The organism is Nocardioides abyssi, from assembly GCF_030412915.1.
Classification (GTDB): Bacteria; Actinomycetota; Actinomycetes; order Propionibacteriales; family Nocardioidaceae; genus Nocardioides; species Nocardioides abyssi.
The window spans coordinates 69,983-84,617 of the sequence record NZ_JAUHJR010000004.1; the positions used below are offsets into that span (position 1 = coordinate 69,983).

At 74.5% G+C, this 14,635-nt stretch carries 15 protein-coding genes; 7 read left to right on the forward strand and 8 right to left on the reverse strand.

Features of this window, described 5'->3' with window-relative positions; all coding sequences use genetic code 11:
- Window positions 1-51: 51 nt before the first annotated feature.
- Together QWY29_RS11215 and QWY29_RS11220 are read right to left on the reverse strand one after the other, a co-directional pair.
- On the reverse strand, window positions 52-591 hold the full coding sequence (locus tag QWY29_RS11215; RefSeq protein WP_302266643.1) for a F0F1 ATP synthase subunit B: 540 nt from the start codon (window positions 589-591) through the stop codon (window positions 52-54).
- 1,038 nt (window positions 592-1,629) lie between these two features.
- Window positions 1,630-2,520, reverse strand: coding sequence for a hypothetical protein (locus QWY29_RS11220; RefSeq protein ID WP_300960880.1), 891 nt, complete (start codon window positions 2,518-2,520; stop codon window positions 1,630-1,632).
- Window positions 2,521-2,737: 217 nt separating this feature from the next.
- On the opposite strand from QWY29_RS11220, the gene QWY29_RS11225 reads away from it, so the two are divergent.
- Window positions 2,738-4,348, forward strand: a complete 1,611-nt coding sequence (locus QWY29_RS11225; RefSeq protein WP_300960882.1) for a hypothetical protein — start codon at window positions 2,738-2,740, stop codon at window positions 4,346-4,348.
- A gap of 11 nt (window positions 4,349-4,359) precedes the next feature.
- Here the strand turns inward: QWY29_RS11225 and QWY29_RS11230 are convergent, their stop codons facing one another.
- Complete coding sequence (locus QWY29_RS11230) at window positions 4,360-4,506, reverse strand: hypothetical protein (RefSeq protein ID WP_300960883.1); 147 nt, start codon at window positions 4,504-4,506, stop codon at window positions 4,360-4,362.
- 74 nt (window positions 4,507-4,580) lie between these two features.
- Complete coding sequence (locus QWY29_RS11235; RefSeq protein WP_300960884.1) at window positions 4,581-6,011, reverse strand: sensor histidine kinase; 1,431 nt, start codon at window positions 6,009-6,011, stop codon at window positions 4,581-4,583.
- 580 nt (window positions 6,012-6,591) lie between these two features.
- On the opposite strand from QWY29_RS11235, the gene QWY29_RS11240 reads away from it, so the two are divergent.
- Complete coding sequence (locus QWY29_RS11240) at window positions 6,592-6,882, forward strand: hypothetical protein (RefSeq protein ID WP_300960885.1); 291 nt, start codon at window positions 6,592-6,594, stop codon at window positions 6,880-6,882.
- Window positions 6,883-6,898: 16 nt separating this feature from the next.
- Here QWY29_RS11240 and QWY29_RS11245 read toward each other — a convergent pair whose 3' ends face one another.
- Window positions 6,899-7,186, reverse strand: a complete 288-nt coding sequence (locus QWY29_RS11245) for a DUF1330 domain-containing protein (RefSeq protein ID WP_300960887.1) — start codon at window positions 7,184-7,186, stop codon at window positions 6,899-6,901.
- A 72-nt stretch (window positions 7,187-7,258) separates the two neighbouring features.
- Here QWY29_RS11245 and QWY29_RS11250 point away from each other — a divergent pair, with 72 nt between their 5' ends.
- From QWY29_RS11250 to QWY29_RS11270, 5 genes are all read left to right on the forward strand, one after another.
- Window positions 7,259-7,594 carry a YnfA family protein gene (locus QWY29_RS11250; RefSeq protein ID WP_300960888.1) on the forward strand — a complete coding sequence of 112 codons (336 nt, stop codon included), beginning with the start codon at window positions 7,259-7,261 and terminating at the stop codon, window positions 7,592-7,594.
- Entirely contained in the window at window positions 7,591-8,346 is a 756-nt protein-coding gene (locus QWY29_RS11255; RefSeq protein ID WP_300960889.1) for a spermidine synthase, read from the forward strand. The genes QWY29_RS11250 and QWY29_RS11255 overlap by 4 nt, the downstream gene beginning before the upstream one ends.
- 5 nt (window positions 8,347-8,351) lie before the next feature.
- Complete coding sequence (locus tag QWY29_RS11260) at window positions 8,352-8,495, forward strand: hypothetical protein (protein ID WP_300960891.1); 144 nt, start codon at window positions 8,352-8,354, stop codon at window positions 8,493-8,495.
- A 309-nt stretch (window positions 8,496-8,804) separates the two neighbouring features.
- Window positions 8,805-9,008 carry a hypothetical protein gene (locus QWY29_RS11265; RefSeq protein ID WP_300960892.1) on the forward strand — a complete coding sequence of 68 codons (204 nt, stop codon included), beginning with the start codon at window positions 8,805-8,807 and terminating at the stop codon, window positions 9,006-9,008.
- A 109-nt stretch (window positions 9,009-9,117) separates the two neighbouring features.
- Window positions 9,118-10,320 carry a mechanosensitive ion channel family protein gene (locus tag QWY29_RS11270; protein ID WP_300960894.1) on the forward strand — a complete coding sequence of 401 codons (1,203 nt, stop codon included), beginning with the start codon at window positions 9,118-9,120 and terminating at the stop codon, window positions 10,318-10,320.
- 189 nt (window positions 10,321-10,509) lie between these two features.
- Here the strand turns inward: QWY29_RS11270 and QWY29_RS11275 are convergent, their stop codons facing one another.
- The 3 genes from QWY29_RS11275 to QWY29_RS11285 form a co-directional block, all read right to left on the reverse strand.
- Window positions 10,510-11,559 (reverse strand): NAD(P)H-dependent amine dehydrogenase family protein, encoded by a 1,050-nt coding sequence (locus QWY29_RS11275; RefSeq protein WP_300960895.1) that lies wholly within the window; start codon window positions 11,557-11,559, stop codon window positions 10,510-10,512.
- 90 nt (window positions 11,560-11,649) lie between these two features.
- A complete protein-coding gene (locus QWY29_RS11280) occupies window positions 11,650-12,909 on the reverse strand; it encodes a DUF1501 domain-containing protein (RefSeq protein WP_300960896.1) in 1,260 nt (419 codons plus the stop codon).
- Between the two features lie 5 nt (window positions 12,910-12,914).
- Window positions 12,915-14,411 (reverse strand): DUF1800 domain-containing protein, encoded by a 1,497-nt coding sequence (locus tag QWY29_RS11285; protein ID WP_300960897.1) that lies wholly within the window; start codon window positions 14,409-14,411, stop codon window positions 12,915-12,917.
- Window positions 14,412-14,635: the final 224 nt, after the last annotated feature.

Genomic DNA, 14,635 nt, shown 5'->3' on the forward strand with positions numbered 1-14,635 from the left:
ACTTGCAGGATCCGGCGTACCGACCACCTCTCAGGCCAGGGCGAACCTCGCTCAGTTCTGGCCCGCGGGGCCGCCTTCAAGATCGGCAAGGAAACGGTCGACAACGCGTCGCTGCAGGTCATCGTTCTCCAACGACTCGACGACGATCCGACCGGCAAGCGACGTCGCGAGCGTGCCGACCTCGGCGCGCAAAGAGGTCACCGCCTGCTGACGCTCGGCCTCCACCTGGGCTCGGCCGTGCTCGACGATCCGGACGGACTCGGCCGCGGCCTGCTCGCGCATCTCGGCGACAATTGCCGCGCTCTGCTCACGCGCCTCCTCGCGGATCCGGGCGGTCTCATAGCTGGCCTCGTCGAGCTGCCTGTCCAGGTCGGCAAGCTTCGCATCGGCGGCGGCTTGCCGCGTCTCGGCCGCCTCGAGGCCGCCACGGATCGTCCGCGTGCGCTCGGTGTAGGCCGCCTCAAACGCCGGTATGACGAACTTCCTCGCGAGGTAGAAGAGGATCGCAAACACCACGAGCGACAAGACGATCTCGATGGGGTGCGGCACGAGAGGATTGAGCTCGCCGTCCTCGCTGGCCCTCAAGGTCATTGACGTCAACGGTGCTCGCATTCCAGATCCTTCGTCGTAGGTGGGCGACCACGATAACCGGCAGCCTGGGGCGATGCCCGCGGGGCCGCTTCGTGTGCCAAGGCGGCGCCGCACCCGCGGAGCGACGGTCCCCGAGTCGCCGATCGCCAGCCACGATCCACCCGGGAGCCCGTAACTCGGCACGCTGAGACGTACGCGGTCGCGTCGCAGCGACGCCACCCCCGGGGATGGTTGGTGGCGCCGTTGCGGCCGCGGTTACGGCTTCGTGCGCGCGGACCAGCTCACCCGGCGGCGTGGCACCGACGGGCTCGACCTCACTGGCCCGTTCGATCCTCCCTTGCCGACCGCCCGGTAGCCACGGCACCATGCTCAAGGTGGTGTTCTCGTAGGAGAACCTCGCCGAGGCATCGGCGCGCTGGGCTCGGCGAGCGTGATGACCTCGCAGTCGGGCTCCGGACTGCCCGACGGGGCGGACCTCAAGCGCGCGATCGTCGACCTGGCCTTGCGGGCCAGGGTTGCGGCCGAGAGCGCTAACCGGTGGTCGGAGGCTCGCTGGCCAGCTCGCGTTTGAGGCCGGCGCGCTCCTTCGCTTCGAGTAGATCCTCGGGCTGGCGACCGCTGAAGAGCGTGATTGCGGCGTCGAGTGCCTTGCTCCCGTCCACTGGTCACCATTGCGCTCCGCGAAACGAACCGCGACCTTGAACGCCCCCGAGCCGAGACCCGCGAGCCGACAGACCCGTAGGACTTGAGTCCTGGCGCGTTTATGTCCCGAAAACCCCAGCGTGGACCGTCCAAAAGGAGCGCAAGGCGTCAGCACCGACGAGGGCTCACATAGTCGCGTCGTTAGTAACAGCGCAGGTCACAGCACACATCGTCAAGAACCATGGAGGGACGACGGCCGGACAACTTCCACGCGCCGTACGTCAAGGGGTCGCAGGTTCAAATCCTGTCAGCCCGACCGAGAAGTAGCAGGTCAGAGGCCGTTCCCGCCGGTGGCGGGGGCGGCCTCTGTGCTTGTCCGAGCAGGGTCGGCGGACGTCAGACGAACGAGTGCCAGGCGGCCAGCTCGGCGTCCGAGGTGAGCTCGTAGCCGGGGACCGTGGGGTACTCGAAGAGCGCGACGTACGCCGCGTCTCCCTCGGCCAGCATGATCCCGCAGGCCAGGAGCCACTGGGCCCGGGCCGACCCGTCGGTGTCGTCGACGATCCGCGGGGCGCCGAACTCCGGGACGCACCAGCCGCGGTAGTCCCCGTGCCGGTCGACGAAGTCCCGCGCCGACTCCTTCTCCGCGTGGAAGTCGGGGTAGGGGAGACGCTCGGGGTGGGCGCCGTCGAGGTCCAGCCCCAGCAGGTCGGCCCGCACGCGGGCCCAGCGGTCGATGTCGCCGCGGGTGACGACGTTGGCCGGGTCGGCCTCCCACCCGCTGAGGGTGTTGGCGACCAGCAGGTCGGGGCGCACCTGGCGGACCACGTCGTGGAAGCGGTTCTTGGTCTCGACCACCTGCGCCAGGGACAGCACGCCGTCGCGGACCTTGGTGTCGGCCTCGTGCCAGACCTCGACGACGTCGCCCTCGACCAGGTCGGAGGTGAGCCACGCGACGCGTGCGGGGCTGACCAGCGCGGGGGAGGCCGGCTTCCAGCTGGCGTGCACCAGCGACGCGGCCGGGTGGCGCGGAGCGGCGACCGAGAAGTGCGGGAAGAACTGGCGCACGCACGCGCCCGCGCCCCACTTGGCGAGCACGCTGCGCTGCGCCTCCAGCGAGGTGCCGCCGGTGGCCGGGCACGCGCCGTACGACGGCGCGGGACGGCCGGGTGCCGCGACGCCGGGCTCGCCGCCGCCGCGGCCCACCACGGCGTACGCACCGACCCCGGCGGCGCCGGCCAGCCCGGCGGCGAGCACGCCCCGGCGACTGGTCCTCGTCTCGAGCACGTCGTGGTCCCTCCGGGTGTCGGCCGCCCCCGCCACCCTAGGAACGGCGAGGGCCGCCGCGCATACCTCGATCAGGGCATACCGCGCGGCGCGCCCCGCCCCAGCCGGTGGGGGCCGGGCGAGGGGACACGACCGGGTTGACCCGTCCGGGCCGGGCGGACCAGTCGTTCGTACGACGCGTGCGGGATCCGGCGGCGCCGGACCGCACACTCCCTCGGTGACCGCCCGCCCGCACCGCTCCCGACGCCTGGCCGCCCTCGCGGCGGGCCTGCTGCTGCCCGCCCTGCTCGCCGTACCGCTCACCGCCTCCGGTGCCCCCGGTTCCTCCGCCGCGGGCACCGACGCCTCGTCCATCGACACCGGGTCGGCCCGCCGCGCCGCCACGCTCACCGTGAGCCCGCCGATCTACGTCGCCGGGCAGGCCGTGCGCTTCCGTGGCGACCTGGGGCGGGCCGGCCGCCGCACGGTCCACCTGCAGTCGCACATGAACCGCCCGGGCGACCGCTGGCTCGACGTGCCGGACTCGACGTTCCGCACGGCGGCCGACGGCAGCTTCGACTTCACCTTCACCGCGCCGTCGATGTTCGGCATCAGCTACCGCGTCGCCGGCGGGGGCGTGACCACTCGGGGCCGGGTGTTCAACGCCCGTCCGCAGGAGATCACCCTGTCGCTCCAGGGCCGCGACGCCGCTTCGCCGTTCCACGCGGTCGCCCCGCTGCTGCCGTTCACGGTCGTCGCGGACACCACGCCCGCGGCCCGGTCCGCGCTCGGCACGCCGCCGCCCATCCCGGGCCGGACCGTCCTGCTGCAGGAGCGGGTCGACGGCGACCGCTGGCGCACGATCGACCGGGGGGTCACCGACAGCGCCGGCCACGCGACGTTCCGGGTCGGTGCGCCGGTGCTCGGACAGCGCGTGCTGCGCGCCCGCCAGGAGCGGTGGACCCGCGGGGGCAGCCGGATCGGGTGGTACGCCTCGTTCCCGGCGTACTTCTCCGTCCTGGGGCTCGGCGAGGTGCTGCCGGTCGCCGCCGGGACGCCCGTCGCCCGGCCGGCTGCGCCCACCGCGCCGACCGCCGACCGGAGCCCGGCCCGGCCGACGGCGGGGGAGCGCTACCGGTGGGGCGCGACGCTCTTCGACTTCGCCTGGGAGCGCGGGCAGGACCTGACCTCACCGCCGTCGAAGGGCACGCGGCCGCGGGGCACGTGGCTGGACACCTCCGACGGCACCGGACGGGCCACGCCGTTCAACGGCGGCCTGGTGCTGCAGAGCAAGCTGCGCCACACAGGCGACGGCGACCGCGGCACCACCGCGGCCACCATGCAGGGCAACGCGCGGGCGACGGGGCGCTGGGAGTTCCGCCTGCAGGGCCACGCCTGGGAGCGCGGCCGGCGGCCGTTCCGGTTCCGCCTCGACCTGGTGCCGGTCGGCACCCCGGTGACCGCCTGCCCGCCCGACGCGGTCGTCGTCGCCGACGTCGTGATGGGGGAGCCGGGCGTCGGGATCGGCGTCCGGTCGCGAGCGGCGGGCGCCGCCTGGTCCCGCCGGCTCCGCGGCGTACGCCTCGCGGAGACGCCGTTCAACATGGCGGTGGAGGTGGCGCCCCGCCACACCACGTGGTTCGTCGACGGGGTCCCCGTCGGCACCGTGACCGGCCGGGCCGCCCACCTCGGCCGGGCGCTGGTCCCGCGGCTGAGCCTCGTCGGCGCCGACGCGGAGATGGACGGCGCGCAGGTGGACTCGGACTGGCAGCGCGGGTGGTCGCTCTCCCGTGGTCGCCAGGTGACCTCGGGGCCGGCCCTCGCCCGCAGGACGTACACCGGCTGCTGACCGCGACGCGCTCAGGTCCCGGCGAGCACCTCGTCCACGGCCTCGCGCTCGAGGCGCCGTCGGCGGCACTCCAGCGCTGCCTCGTGTGCGTTGCGTCGGGCGATCGCCTGGGTCGAGGCGAGCGCGCGGCGGGTCCAGGTGAGCGGCCACGGGGTCACGCCACGAAGATGGCACAGGTCACGCGCCGCGCCATCCCCAGAATGAGGGATGTGCGGCCGGACGAGGTCAGGGCCTAGGCGTCCCCGTGCCGGTCGGCGCGGGCGGCGTCGCCGTGCGGGCGCTCCGACGGGCAGGTCTCCCGGCGCGGGGCGGCGGGGAGCACCGCCACCAGGCGGGCGCCCCGGGTCCGGTCGGTGGGTGCGAGCCGGAGGTCGCCGCCCTGCTCGACCATGAGGCGGTGGGCGATGCTCAGGCCGATGCCCTGGCCGGTCGAGGCAGCGCCCCGCTTGCCCCAGGCGAAGAGGTTCGGCGCGACCTCCGCGGGCACCCCGGGACCCTCGTCGGTGACCGCGACCTCGACGGTGTTCCCGTGCGGGACCACGGTCAGGGTCGCCGGCGTGCCGGCGTGCTGGGCCGCGTTCTCGAGCAGGATGTTGACCACCTCGGCGATGTCGTCGGGGCGACAGGTCGCCGTCGCACCGGTCCGCTCCCAGGTGATGACGCGTCCCCGGGCCTCGTGGGTGGTCACCACCGGCTCCAGGACGTCGTCGAGGTCGACCTCCTCCGGGACGGCGACGTGGCGGCGGTCCATCAGGCGCTGGAGCCGGGAGGCCTCGGCGGCGATCGTGCGCTCCAGCGCCTGACGGCGGTCGGCGGGCAGCCCGGTGTGGGCGTGCAGCAGGCGCGAGGCGTTCGCGATCCCGGCGATGGTCGCCCCGAGCTCGTGCAGCCGCGCCCGGTCGTGGCGGACGTCCGCCTCGAGGTGCTCGAGGCGGTCGTGCAGGCCGCGGACCGTGTTGCCGTGGCGCCGGGCCAGCGTGGTGAACATCCGGAAGGCGGTGTCGAGGAGCACGGCGGTCCCGGTCACGGTGCAGAGGACGGCCAGGGTGTTCCCCCACGTCTCGAGCGGACCGAAGGTGACCACGAGCCGGCTCAGCGCCAGCAGCACGATCGCCACGCCGATCCGGGCGCGCAGCCACATGGGGCTGCGCGGCAGCCGCACCAGCAGCAGCGCCACCGCCACCTGGCCGACGAAGAGGAGCACGCGGAGGCTGTTGAAGGTCGTCTCGGACAGGCCGAGCGAGGGCAGCTCCAGGACGCCCAGGCGGGCAGCCGTGGCCGCGACCCCGGCCACGAGCCCGGTCAGGAAGGGGTCGACCCGCAGGGTGTGCCGCGCGGCGAGCACGGTCATCGCGATCAGCACGACCTGCATGACGAGGTCCACCCCGGCCAGCCAGCCGGCGTGCTCGCCGAACGCCGCGGGTCGGGCGATCCGGATGGCGGCGTGGCCGATGCCCTGGGCGCCGACCAGGGTGACCCCGGCGGTCAACCAGCAGGTGGTCGGGTTGGCGGCGAGCCGGCAGCACACGTAGAGGACCACGCCGGCGACGAGCACCGACGGGTAGAGCGTGAGCTCGTGCATGAGCGTCGCGCGGTCCGTCGTGCGCGCGCTCGGCGCGATCCAGCTCACCAGCGCGAGGGGCAGCGCGACGAGGCAGGCCATCGCCACCATGCTCCGGGCGCTCGCAGTCGTGCCCCTGACCACCATCGACCACCTCCGAGACCCTCCCGGGAGTGCTGGATCGTACCGGTGCCCGGCGCCGGCTGCGCGCTCTCGAGCGGACGGGAGGTACGGGCGGGCGACGCCGTGGGTCCACGCGGTCATGCGGTGCAGCCTGGCCCCGGTGGACCGGGGTCCGGCAGGGATGACCACCGGGTACCCGATCTTGGGGAAGTCCTCTCCTTCTCGATTCGGTGGGTCTCGGGCCCTCGGACGAGGACCTGGGGTGCGTGTGCGTCGGACGGGGCCCGGCCCCACCGGCCGTCCGTGGCGGCCGCTCGACTGGGCAGGCACGTCGCCGGGGTGGGGGGTGGCAACGACTGCGCGAGGGCGCTCGGCGGTGGGACCGGGCTCTTCGAGGATGGCCCGGCCGGCCGGCGCCGTCATCTCCCAGGTGGGGGATCCGGGAGGCCGATCCGTCGGGGCGGGCGAGCCTCCGAGGTGGGTCCGGCCACCTCGGATGCCGCCGCGGACCGGTCTGGACCGGTGACCGGTGCGGCCGGCGTGACGGCATCCTGCGTCGATGGACGTGGGGGACGGCAAGAACGGCCAGGACAGCGACGTCGGCGACGGCGGGGACGACGGTGGGGACGACACCTGGGAGGAGGGCTGGGACGAGGGCTGGGACGAGACCCAGGACGACGACTGGCCGGCCTGCCCGGGGTGCGGTCACGAGGACCGGGTGGCGGCGCAGTCCTTCGAGGCGCTCGTCGGGCGGCTGCTCCGTCAGCGGCCGCACTGCCGGGAGTGGGTGCCCGACGCGGAGGGCTGGTCGCAGACCTGCGGCTGCGAGCACGAGTTCCACGCCGGCTGACCGGGCCGGCGGCGGGTCAGGCTCCGGGGACGATCCGCAGGTCGCGCACGGCGCCGCCGTCGAGGGCGGCGAGCGCCTCCTGGTACGCCGCGGAGTCGTGCGCGGCCACGGCCGCCTCGACCGAGGGGAACTCGATGAGCACGGTGCGGGTCTGCTGGCCGGCCTCGTAGACCTGCTCGGGCAGCCCGCGCGCCAGGAACCGCCCACCCGCGCCGACGAGCGCCGGGCCGGCCAGCACGGCGTACGCCTCGAGCTTCTGGGTGTCGGTGACCTCGACGTACGTGCTGATCCAGTAGGCGCTCATGACCGCGATGCTGCCACGGCCCGCCTCGTGCTCCGTGCGGGTCCCACGACCCGGCGTCGCTACCGTGACGCCATGACCGTCGCCCGCTCCTTGCTGCTCTTCGCGCTGGCGGCCGTGGCCGAGATCGGCGGCGCGTGGCTGGTCTGGCAGGGCGTCCGCGAGCACCGCGGCTGGCTGTGGGTCGGCGCGGGCGTGGTCGCGCTGGGTGCCTACGGCTTCGTCGCCACGCTCCAGCCGGACGCCCACTTCGGCCGCATCCTCGCGGCGTACGGCGGCGTCTTCGTCGCCGGCTCGCTGGCGTGGGGGATGGTCGCCGACGGCTTCCGCCCTGACCGCTGGGACGTCGCGGGCGCGCTGCTGTGCCTGGTCGGGGTCGCGGTCATCATGTACTCCCCGCGCGGCGCGTGAGCGGCCCGGACCACGAGGTCGTCCCCGCCGACCGGCCCGACACGTGGCTGGTGCGGGTGGGCGGCCGCGACCAGTCCTACGTCGACCTCGCCGACCCCACCCACCTGGCCTTCGACTACGTCCGACGTCTCGGCGACGTCGTCGACCTGCACCGCCCGGCGGGCGAGCCGACCCGCGTCGTCCACGTCGGCGGGGCCGGCCTGACCCTGCCCCGGTACGTCGCCGCCACCCGCCCCGGGTCCTGGCAGGTGGTCCTGGAGCCGGACGAGGCGCTGACCGCGACCGTGCGCGAGCTGGTCCCGCTGCCACGACGCAGCGGCATCCGGGTGCGCCCGATCGACGGCCGCGCCGGCGTCGCCGCCCTCCGTGACGACTGCGCCGACCTCCTCGTCCTCGACGCGTACGACGACGGGCGGGTGCCCGCGGAGCTGGTGACCACCGCGTTCTTCGCCGACGTCGCGCGGGTGCTCGCCCCGGGCGGGTGGTTCCTGCTCAACCTCAGCGACCGGGCGCCGTTCGCGGCGACCCGCGATGCCGTCGCCGGGCTCCGCACCGCCTTCCCGCGGACGCTGGTGGCGGCGGAGCCCGCCACGCTGCGGGCCCGCCGGGCCGGCAACCTCACGGTCGTCGCGGGACCCGACGACTCCCTGGCCGACGCACTGGCCGCCCGGGCCTCCGGGGGGCCGCTCGCCGCGCGGGTCCTCGACCACGAGCGGGTGAGCGACTCGTTCGGCGGCGGTCGGGGTACCTGACGCCCATGAAGATCATGAGGTCGGCCGCCCTGCTGGGCGTGGCCAAGAAGGTGTACGACGAGGCTCGCAAGCCCCACAACCAGGCGAAGATCAAGTCGGCGGTGGACCAGGTCAAGTCCCGCCGCTCCGGCGGCACCAAGAAGCACTAGCCCCTGCCGGCGGCACGAGAGCCGCACCACAGCCGCACCACAGCACGGACGAGGCCGTCCCCCTGCCCGGGGGACGGCCTCGTCGCGTCGTGCGCTGGTCGGTCGCGTCAGTTGCCGCTGCGCTGGGGACCTGCCCACATCAGCCGGACGACGTACAGCAGGAGTGCTCGCTTCACGGATGTCCTTGTCTCTCGACGAGCGGTCGGTGCCGCCGCGGTGTGCCGAGGAGATGTGCCCGGCGCTCGGGGCGCACATGCTCACCCGGACGGGCGACAGCGTGTCGGCCGGCGGTCGGGGTACCGACCTCGCATGACCGACCCGCACCCGTCCACCGATCCGTCCGCCGACCCCTCGACCGAGCACGACCAGGACTCCGAGCCGCCGCTGACCGGCCCCGGGCTCTCCGGCCCCACGGGCGTCGACGAGCCGGCGACCGACGGGGCCGCCGAGGGCGGCAACCGCGACGCCGACGACCAGGACGCCCAGCCCTCCCGCAACGCCCCGGAGAGCTGAGCGAGCCGTGTTCCTCTTCTTCAGCAACCGGCTCGGCTGCCTCGGCTCGGTCCTGGTGTCCCTGGTGCTGACCGCGATCGTGGTCGCGCTGCTGATGCTCCTCTGAGCCGTGGACCGCTGGAGCGACGACCTCGCCGCCGGCGGCGCCGCCCTCGCGGTCGCGCTGCTCGTGATCGCGCTGTCCCGGGTGGCCGCGACCCTCCTCGGGCGGCGGTGGGAGCCCGCGGCGCACCTGCACCGGGTGGTGCGGATCCCGTTCCGCGTGCTGGTGCTCGTGCTGGCGGTGCGTCCGGTGCTGCACCGGGTCGAGCGCTCGGCCGACGCCGACTGGGGCTGGCTGCACCAGACCGAGCGGGTGCTCACCGTCCTCGCGGTGGGCTGGCTGCTCACCGCCGCCGTCCTGTTCGTCGAGGACCTCGGGCTGCGCCGCAACCGCACCGACGTGCCCGACAACCGGCACGCCCGTCGGCTGCGCACCCAGGTGCTCATCGTCCGCCGGCTCACGATCGCGGCCGGCGTGGTCGTGGTGACCGGCGCGGTCCTGCTCAGCTTCCCGGGCGTCGAGGCCGTGGGCGCGAGCGTGCTCGCCTCGGCCGGCCTGCTGAGCGTGGTCGCCGCGGTCGCGGCGCAGAGCACGCTGAGCAACGTCTTCGCCGGCCTCCAGCTGGCGTTCAGCGACGCCGTGCGCATCGACGACGTCGTCATCGTCGACGAGGAGTGGGGCTGGATCGAGGAGATCACGCTCAGCTACGTCGTCGTCCGCGCCTGGGACGACCGCCGCCTCGTGCTGCCGTGCACCTACTTCACGACCACCCCCTTCCAGAACTGGACCCGCCACCGCTCCGAGCTCCTCGGCGCCGTCGAGCTCGACGTCGACTGGCGCGTCGACGTGGCCTCGATGCGCGACGAGCTCGACCGCGTGCTCGACCGCACCGAGCTGTGGGACGGGCGGGTCAAGGTGCTCCAGGTGACCGACGCGGTCGGCGGCTGGATCCGGGTCCGGGCGCTGGTCACCGCCGCCGACGCGGCCCGCCTGTTCGACCTGCGCTGCCTCGTCCGCGAGCAGCTGGTCGCCTGGGTCCGCGACCACGAGGACGCCGGGCTGCCCCGCCAGCGGGTCGAGCTCGTCGACCGGCCGACGCCGCCCGCGGCGTACGACGTCCGGCCGACGAGCCCCGACGACACCTCCTCGGGGCTCTTCCACGGCGACGACGCCGCCGACGCCCGGGCCGACCGGCGCGGTGGCCGGTCCCGCGACGAACCTCTCGGCGACCCCGGCGCCGACTCCGCGGACGGCGGGTCCGACGGCTGACCTTCGGCTCCGACCCTGACGGTTGAGCCCTGTGGACGGCGGGTCCCCGACGGCGCCGACGGCGGGGTAGTCCGTGACGTTCGGCTGGCCGATCGGCCGGATCGACCTGCGGAACGTCACGGACTACCCCGCCCGGCCCCGCGTGCCTGTGGACAACCGGGTGCGGACGACGAACGGACGACGAGCCGGCTACGCCAGGTCGGGGTGCGCGCGGCCGGCGACGAGCGGCAGGTCGAGGTAGGTGCGGATGCCCGGGGGAGCGGCGACGACGTAGGGGATCGAGTTGACGCAGTGCACCGCGGTAGCGACGACACCGGGGTTGCGCACCAGCCCGGCGGCGACGGACTCCGGCTGCCAGCCGCGGATCGTGACGTGCGCGGGCGGGTCGCCCTGCACCTCGACCTCGAACCGCTCGCCCTCGGGCCCGAAGGACCACGGCGGGTCGAGGTGCTCCTCGCCCATCAGCCAGTTGACGGCCACCCGGACCACGACCCGGTCGCGGACGACGGCCTCCCACACGAACCGCTGCGCGGCGACGTGGCCGGGCTCGATCGTGCCGATGGGGGAGTCGATGGGGGCGGTGGCGACCGCGACCTCCTGGGAGGTGCGCAGCTCGGCGTCCTTGCTGAAGCCCAGGGCGTCCAGGCACATCCGCACCGACTGGCGGAAGCCACCGGTCAGCAGGCCGAGCATCGGTCCGCCCATCGCCTCCTCGGGCAGGCCGCCGAACATCATGATGTGGCGCACCACGTCGGGCGCGTCGTAGGTGCGGATGTCGGAGAACTCCTCGCCCCGTACGAACCTCACCGCCGAGGACAGGGCCGAGAACATCAGCGGGTGCAGCTCGGTGATCCCGCCGGGGTTGATGCCGGTGCCGTGCAGGGTGGTGCCACCCTCCTCGCAGGCCGCGGCGAGCGGTGCGCCGTCGCGCTCGGAGGGGTAGAACCAGCCGACCGGCGTGACGACGTTCTTGCCCGAGCGCAGCAGCGCCGCGACGTCGTCGCGGTCGGGGACCAGCGGCGCGTACAGCACGCAGTCGGCCTCCATCGCCAGTACCTCCTCCTTGCTGGAGGTCGCGAGCACGCCGATCGGGTCGAGCCCGACCAGCTCGCCGACGTCGCGGCCGTGCTTGTCCGCGGAGTGCACCCAGCACCCCACGAGCTCGAGGTCGGGGTGGAGGAGCAGGGTCTCGATCGCGGCCTTGCCGACACCGCCGGTGGCCCACTGGATGACGCGCACGGTCGCCACTGTGGCGGGTAGAACGTGTTCTCGTCCAGGGTGCCGGCCAGAGCGAGGCCAGGGCGAGTCCCGACCGACCTCAGAGCAGGCTCAGAGCGAGGTCATGACCCCGACGGTCTCGGGCCGGAAGCCGGGGAAGACCTTCGCAGTCGACGCACCGAACCGGGTGGAGACCACCTCGGCCAGCACGCTGCGGTAGTCGGTGGTCACCAGCAGGTCGGCGTCGAGGCCGTCGGACAGCCCCGGCCAGGTGCCGTGGTAGCGACCGCCCTTGACCCCGGCGCCGGCGAGCAGCATGACGTTGCCGTAGCCGTGGTCGAGGCCGAGGCTGTCGTTCTCGACGACGCGCCGCCCGAACTCGCTGATGGTCACGAGCGTGACCTTCGAGGCGAGCGCGCCCAGGTCGGTGAAGAAGGCCGCCACGGACCCGGCGAGGTCCTCGACGTTGCGCCGCATCCGCCCCCACTGGAGGGTGCCGAGGTCGGAGTGCATGTCCCAGTCGCCCTGGTCGACGGTGACCACCTCGACGCCCACGTCACCGCGGACGACGCGGGCGACCTCGGCGAGTGCCCGGCCCAGGTCGGAGCGGGGGTACGCCGCCGCGCGGTCCGGCGTCGCCCGGACCGGGCCGAAGGAGTCGACCGCTGCGAACGCCGACCCGACCGCGCGGCCGAGCGGTCCGGCCTCGCCGTCCCAGAGGGTGTGCAGCGAGCGCACCCGGCCGCCGGTGGTGTCCCACTGGTCGTCGCCCGGGATCGAGACGGCGTCGACGGACCCGGTCGACATGACCGGCTCCGCGCCGTACAGGCTGGTCGGCACCACGCCGCCGCCGAGGTTGACCGCCTGGAGCGGGGAGCGGTTCGCGTCGGTGCCGATGAGCCGGTTGAGCCAGCCCTGGCGGGTCGCCGAGCCGGGGTCGGCGTCCTCGACCTCCTCCATCGCGGCGAAGTGCGACCGGTTGGGCGCCGGCAGGCCGGTCGCGTGCACGGCGGCCAGCTTGCCCGCCCGCCACAGCGGCAGCAGCGGGGCGAGGGCCGGGTGCAGGCCGAACATGTCGTCCTTGGCCAGCAGGCTGGCCGCGGGCACCGCGATCCGGGGGCGGGCGGCGTAGTAGACCGGGTCGCCGTGCGGCACGACGAGCGAGAGCCCGTCGGCGGCGCCGCGCAGCGACAGCACGACCAGGACCGAGTCGGCGGAGGCCGCGCGGGCCGGGGAGGCCGTGACGACGGCGGAGCCGATCGCGGTGCTGACTCCGGCGAGGGCGAGCGCGCCGCCGAGGACGCCGCGGCGCGAGACGCGGGCGAACTCGGCGCAGCAGGCGCGGCCGGGGGAGGGGGCAGGTGTGGTCATCGTGGTCACCGGGTCATGTAGGCGGGGGTGTCGAGGACGGTGCCGAGGAGCCGGTGGAAGTTCCACTTGACCAGCCCGTGGTCGGCGCTGACCACCTCGTCTGGTCGGACGTCGCACGCCTCGCAGCACGCGCGCAGCAGCCGCGCGGTCGAGCGGCGGTGCAGCAGCTGCTGGCTGAGGTGGTCGACGAGCAGGTCGAAGCGGATCCGCTTGCGCGGCAGCCACTGGGCCGGGGTGCGGTAGGTGATGCCACGCTTGGGCCACCAGCCGCCGGCCATCACCCAGTGCAGGTCCATCGAGGCGATGACCCGCGAGGGGGAGGACCACGACTCGTTGTCGATCGGCTGCCCGTCGGGACGCGGCCAGGCGAAGGGGCTGGTCCCGAGGTTGCCGACCTGCCACAGCATCGCCCGCACGGCGTGCTCGTCCCCGGCCGGGCCGGCCGGCGGCCGGGCGAGGTCGACGCGGAGCGCGCGGTAGGTCGCCACGAGGTCCTCGCCGGGGTCGCGGACCTTGCTCCCGACCGAGGCCTTGAACTCCGGGCTCGCGACGAGCGCCCGCAGCACGGGCCGGATGGCGGTGTCGTTGTCGAGGTAGACCTTCGCCAGCCGCTCGACCAGCGCCGCCGGCGGGTCGTCGCGGACGAGCTTGACCGCGAGCCGGCGGGCGACCCGCCGGGCCGTCGCCGGGTGGTGGGCGAGGTAGGACAGGTAGCGCCGCACGACCGGCCGACCGTCGCGGTCCGCGTTCGGGTCGGTGAAGCCCATCACGCGCACCGGCCCGGTCCAGTGGTCGCGGGGGGAGTACGTCGCCTCCCAGCTGTCCCACAGGTCGACCCGGTAGCCGGTGAGGATCCGGGCGGACGCCTTCACGTCGTCCTCGTCGTACTCCCCGCGGCCGACGGTGTGCAGCTCGAGCAGCTCGCGCCCGAGGTTCTCGTTGGGGTGCCGCGCGGTGGAGACGGCGTTGTCGAGGAAGATCCCCATCGCCGGGTGGGTGATCGCCGCGTGCAGCAGCTCGTCGAAGCGCCCGAGCGCGTGCCGGCGGATCGTGTCGCCGTAGGAGACGCGGTAGGTGAACTGGGCGTCGCCGACGGCCGGGACGTTGAGGTGGTTCTCCCACAGCTCGGTCATCACCTCGAGCACCTGGCGCTGCGAGGTGATGCGGCGCAGGAGCGCCCAGCGGGCGTAGTCCTCCATGACCTCCCAGCCGCCCTCGACCTCGCGCTCCTGGCGCTGCCACAGCTCGGCCGGGCCGCGGTCGAGGCTCGACCACCAGGCGCGGACGCCGGCGGCGCGCCGGTCGGCCACCCGCTCCGGCTCGAGCTGCTTCTCGAACCAACGGCCCGCACCACCCGCGGCGCGCACCTGGGCAGCGAGCGCCGGTGTCACGCCGTACGAGAAGCGGCCGACGAGGTGGCGCGCCTGGGTGCCGAGCAACGGTGCGCCCGGGAAGCGCGCAGGTCGGTACGCCCTGCGGGCCGGGCTGGCTGCGTGGGTCACGGGGGCGGCTCCAGGGTCGGGCGGGGCCGGTCGCGAGGACAGGCAGGCGCGGGCAGCCCCCCGCCACCGGGACCAGTGTGACCCGTGTGACGCCTCCGGCGCGTCGGTCGGCCCTCCGGCGCGTCGTGGTCCGGTCGGGCCATGGGCGACCGGCGAACGGCCGACGGCTGCCCGTGAGCCAGCGGCCCGTCAACCGGCTACCTGGGACTGGGCGACGCGGGCGG

Bases quoted from the DNA above. Each gene is read 5' to 3' on its own strand.
- QWY29_RS11250 (WP_300960888.1), top strand. From the start codon at position 7,259: ATGACCGTCGCCCGCTCCTTGCTGCTCTTCGCGCTGGCGGCCGTGGCC.
- QWY29_RS11245 (WP_300960887.1), bottom strand. From the start codon at position 7,186: ATGAGCGCCTACTGGATCAGCACGTACGTCGAGGTCACCGACACCCAG.
- QWY29_RS11235 (WP_300960884.1), bottom strand. From the start codon at position 6,011: ATGGCCTGCCTCGTCGCGCTGCCCCTCGCGCTGGTGAGCTGGATCGCG.
- QWY29_RS11215 (WP_302266643.1), bottom strand. From the start codon at position 591: ATGACCTTGAGGGCCAGCGAGGACGGCGAGCTCAATCCTCTCGTGCCG.
- QWY29_RS11260 (WP_300960891.1), top strand. From the start codon at position 8,352: ATGAAGATCATGAGGTCGGCCGCCCTGCTGGGCGTGGCCAAGAAGGTG.
- QWY29_RS11265 (WP_300960892.1), top strand. From the start codon at position 8,805: ATGACCGACCCGCACCCGTCCACCGATCCGTCCGCCGACCCCTCGACC.
- QWY29_RS11280 (WP_300960896.1), bottom strand. From the start codon at position 12,909: ATGACCACACCTGCCCCCTCCCCCGGCCGCGCCTGCTGCGCCGAGTTC.
- QWY29_RS11240 (WP_300960885.1), top strand. From the start codon at position 6,592: ATGGACGTGGGGGACGGCAAGAACGGCCAGGACAGCGACGTCGGCGAC.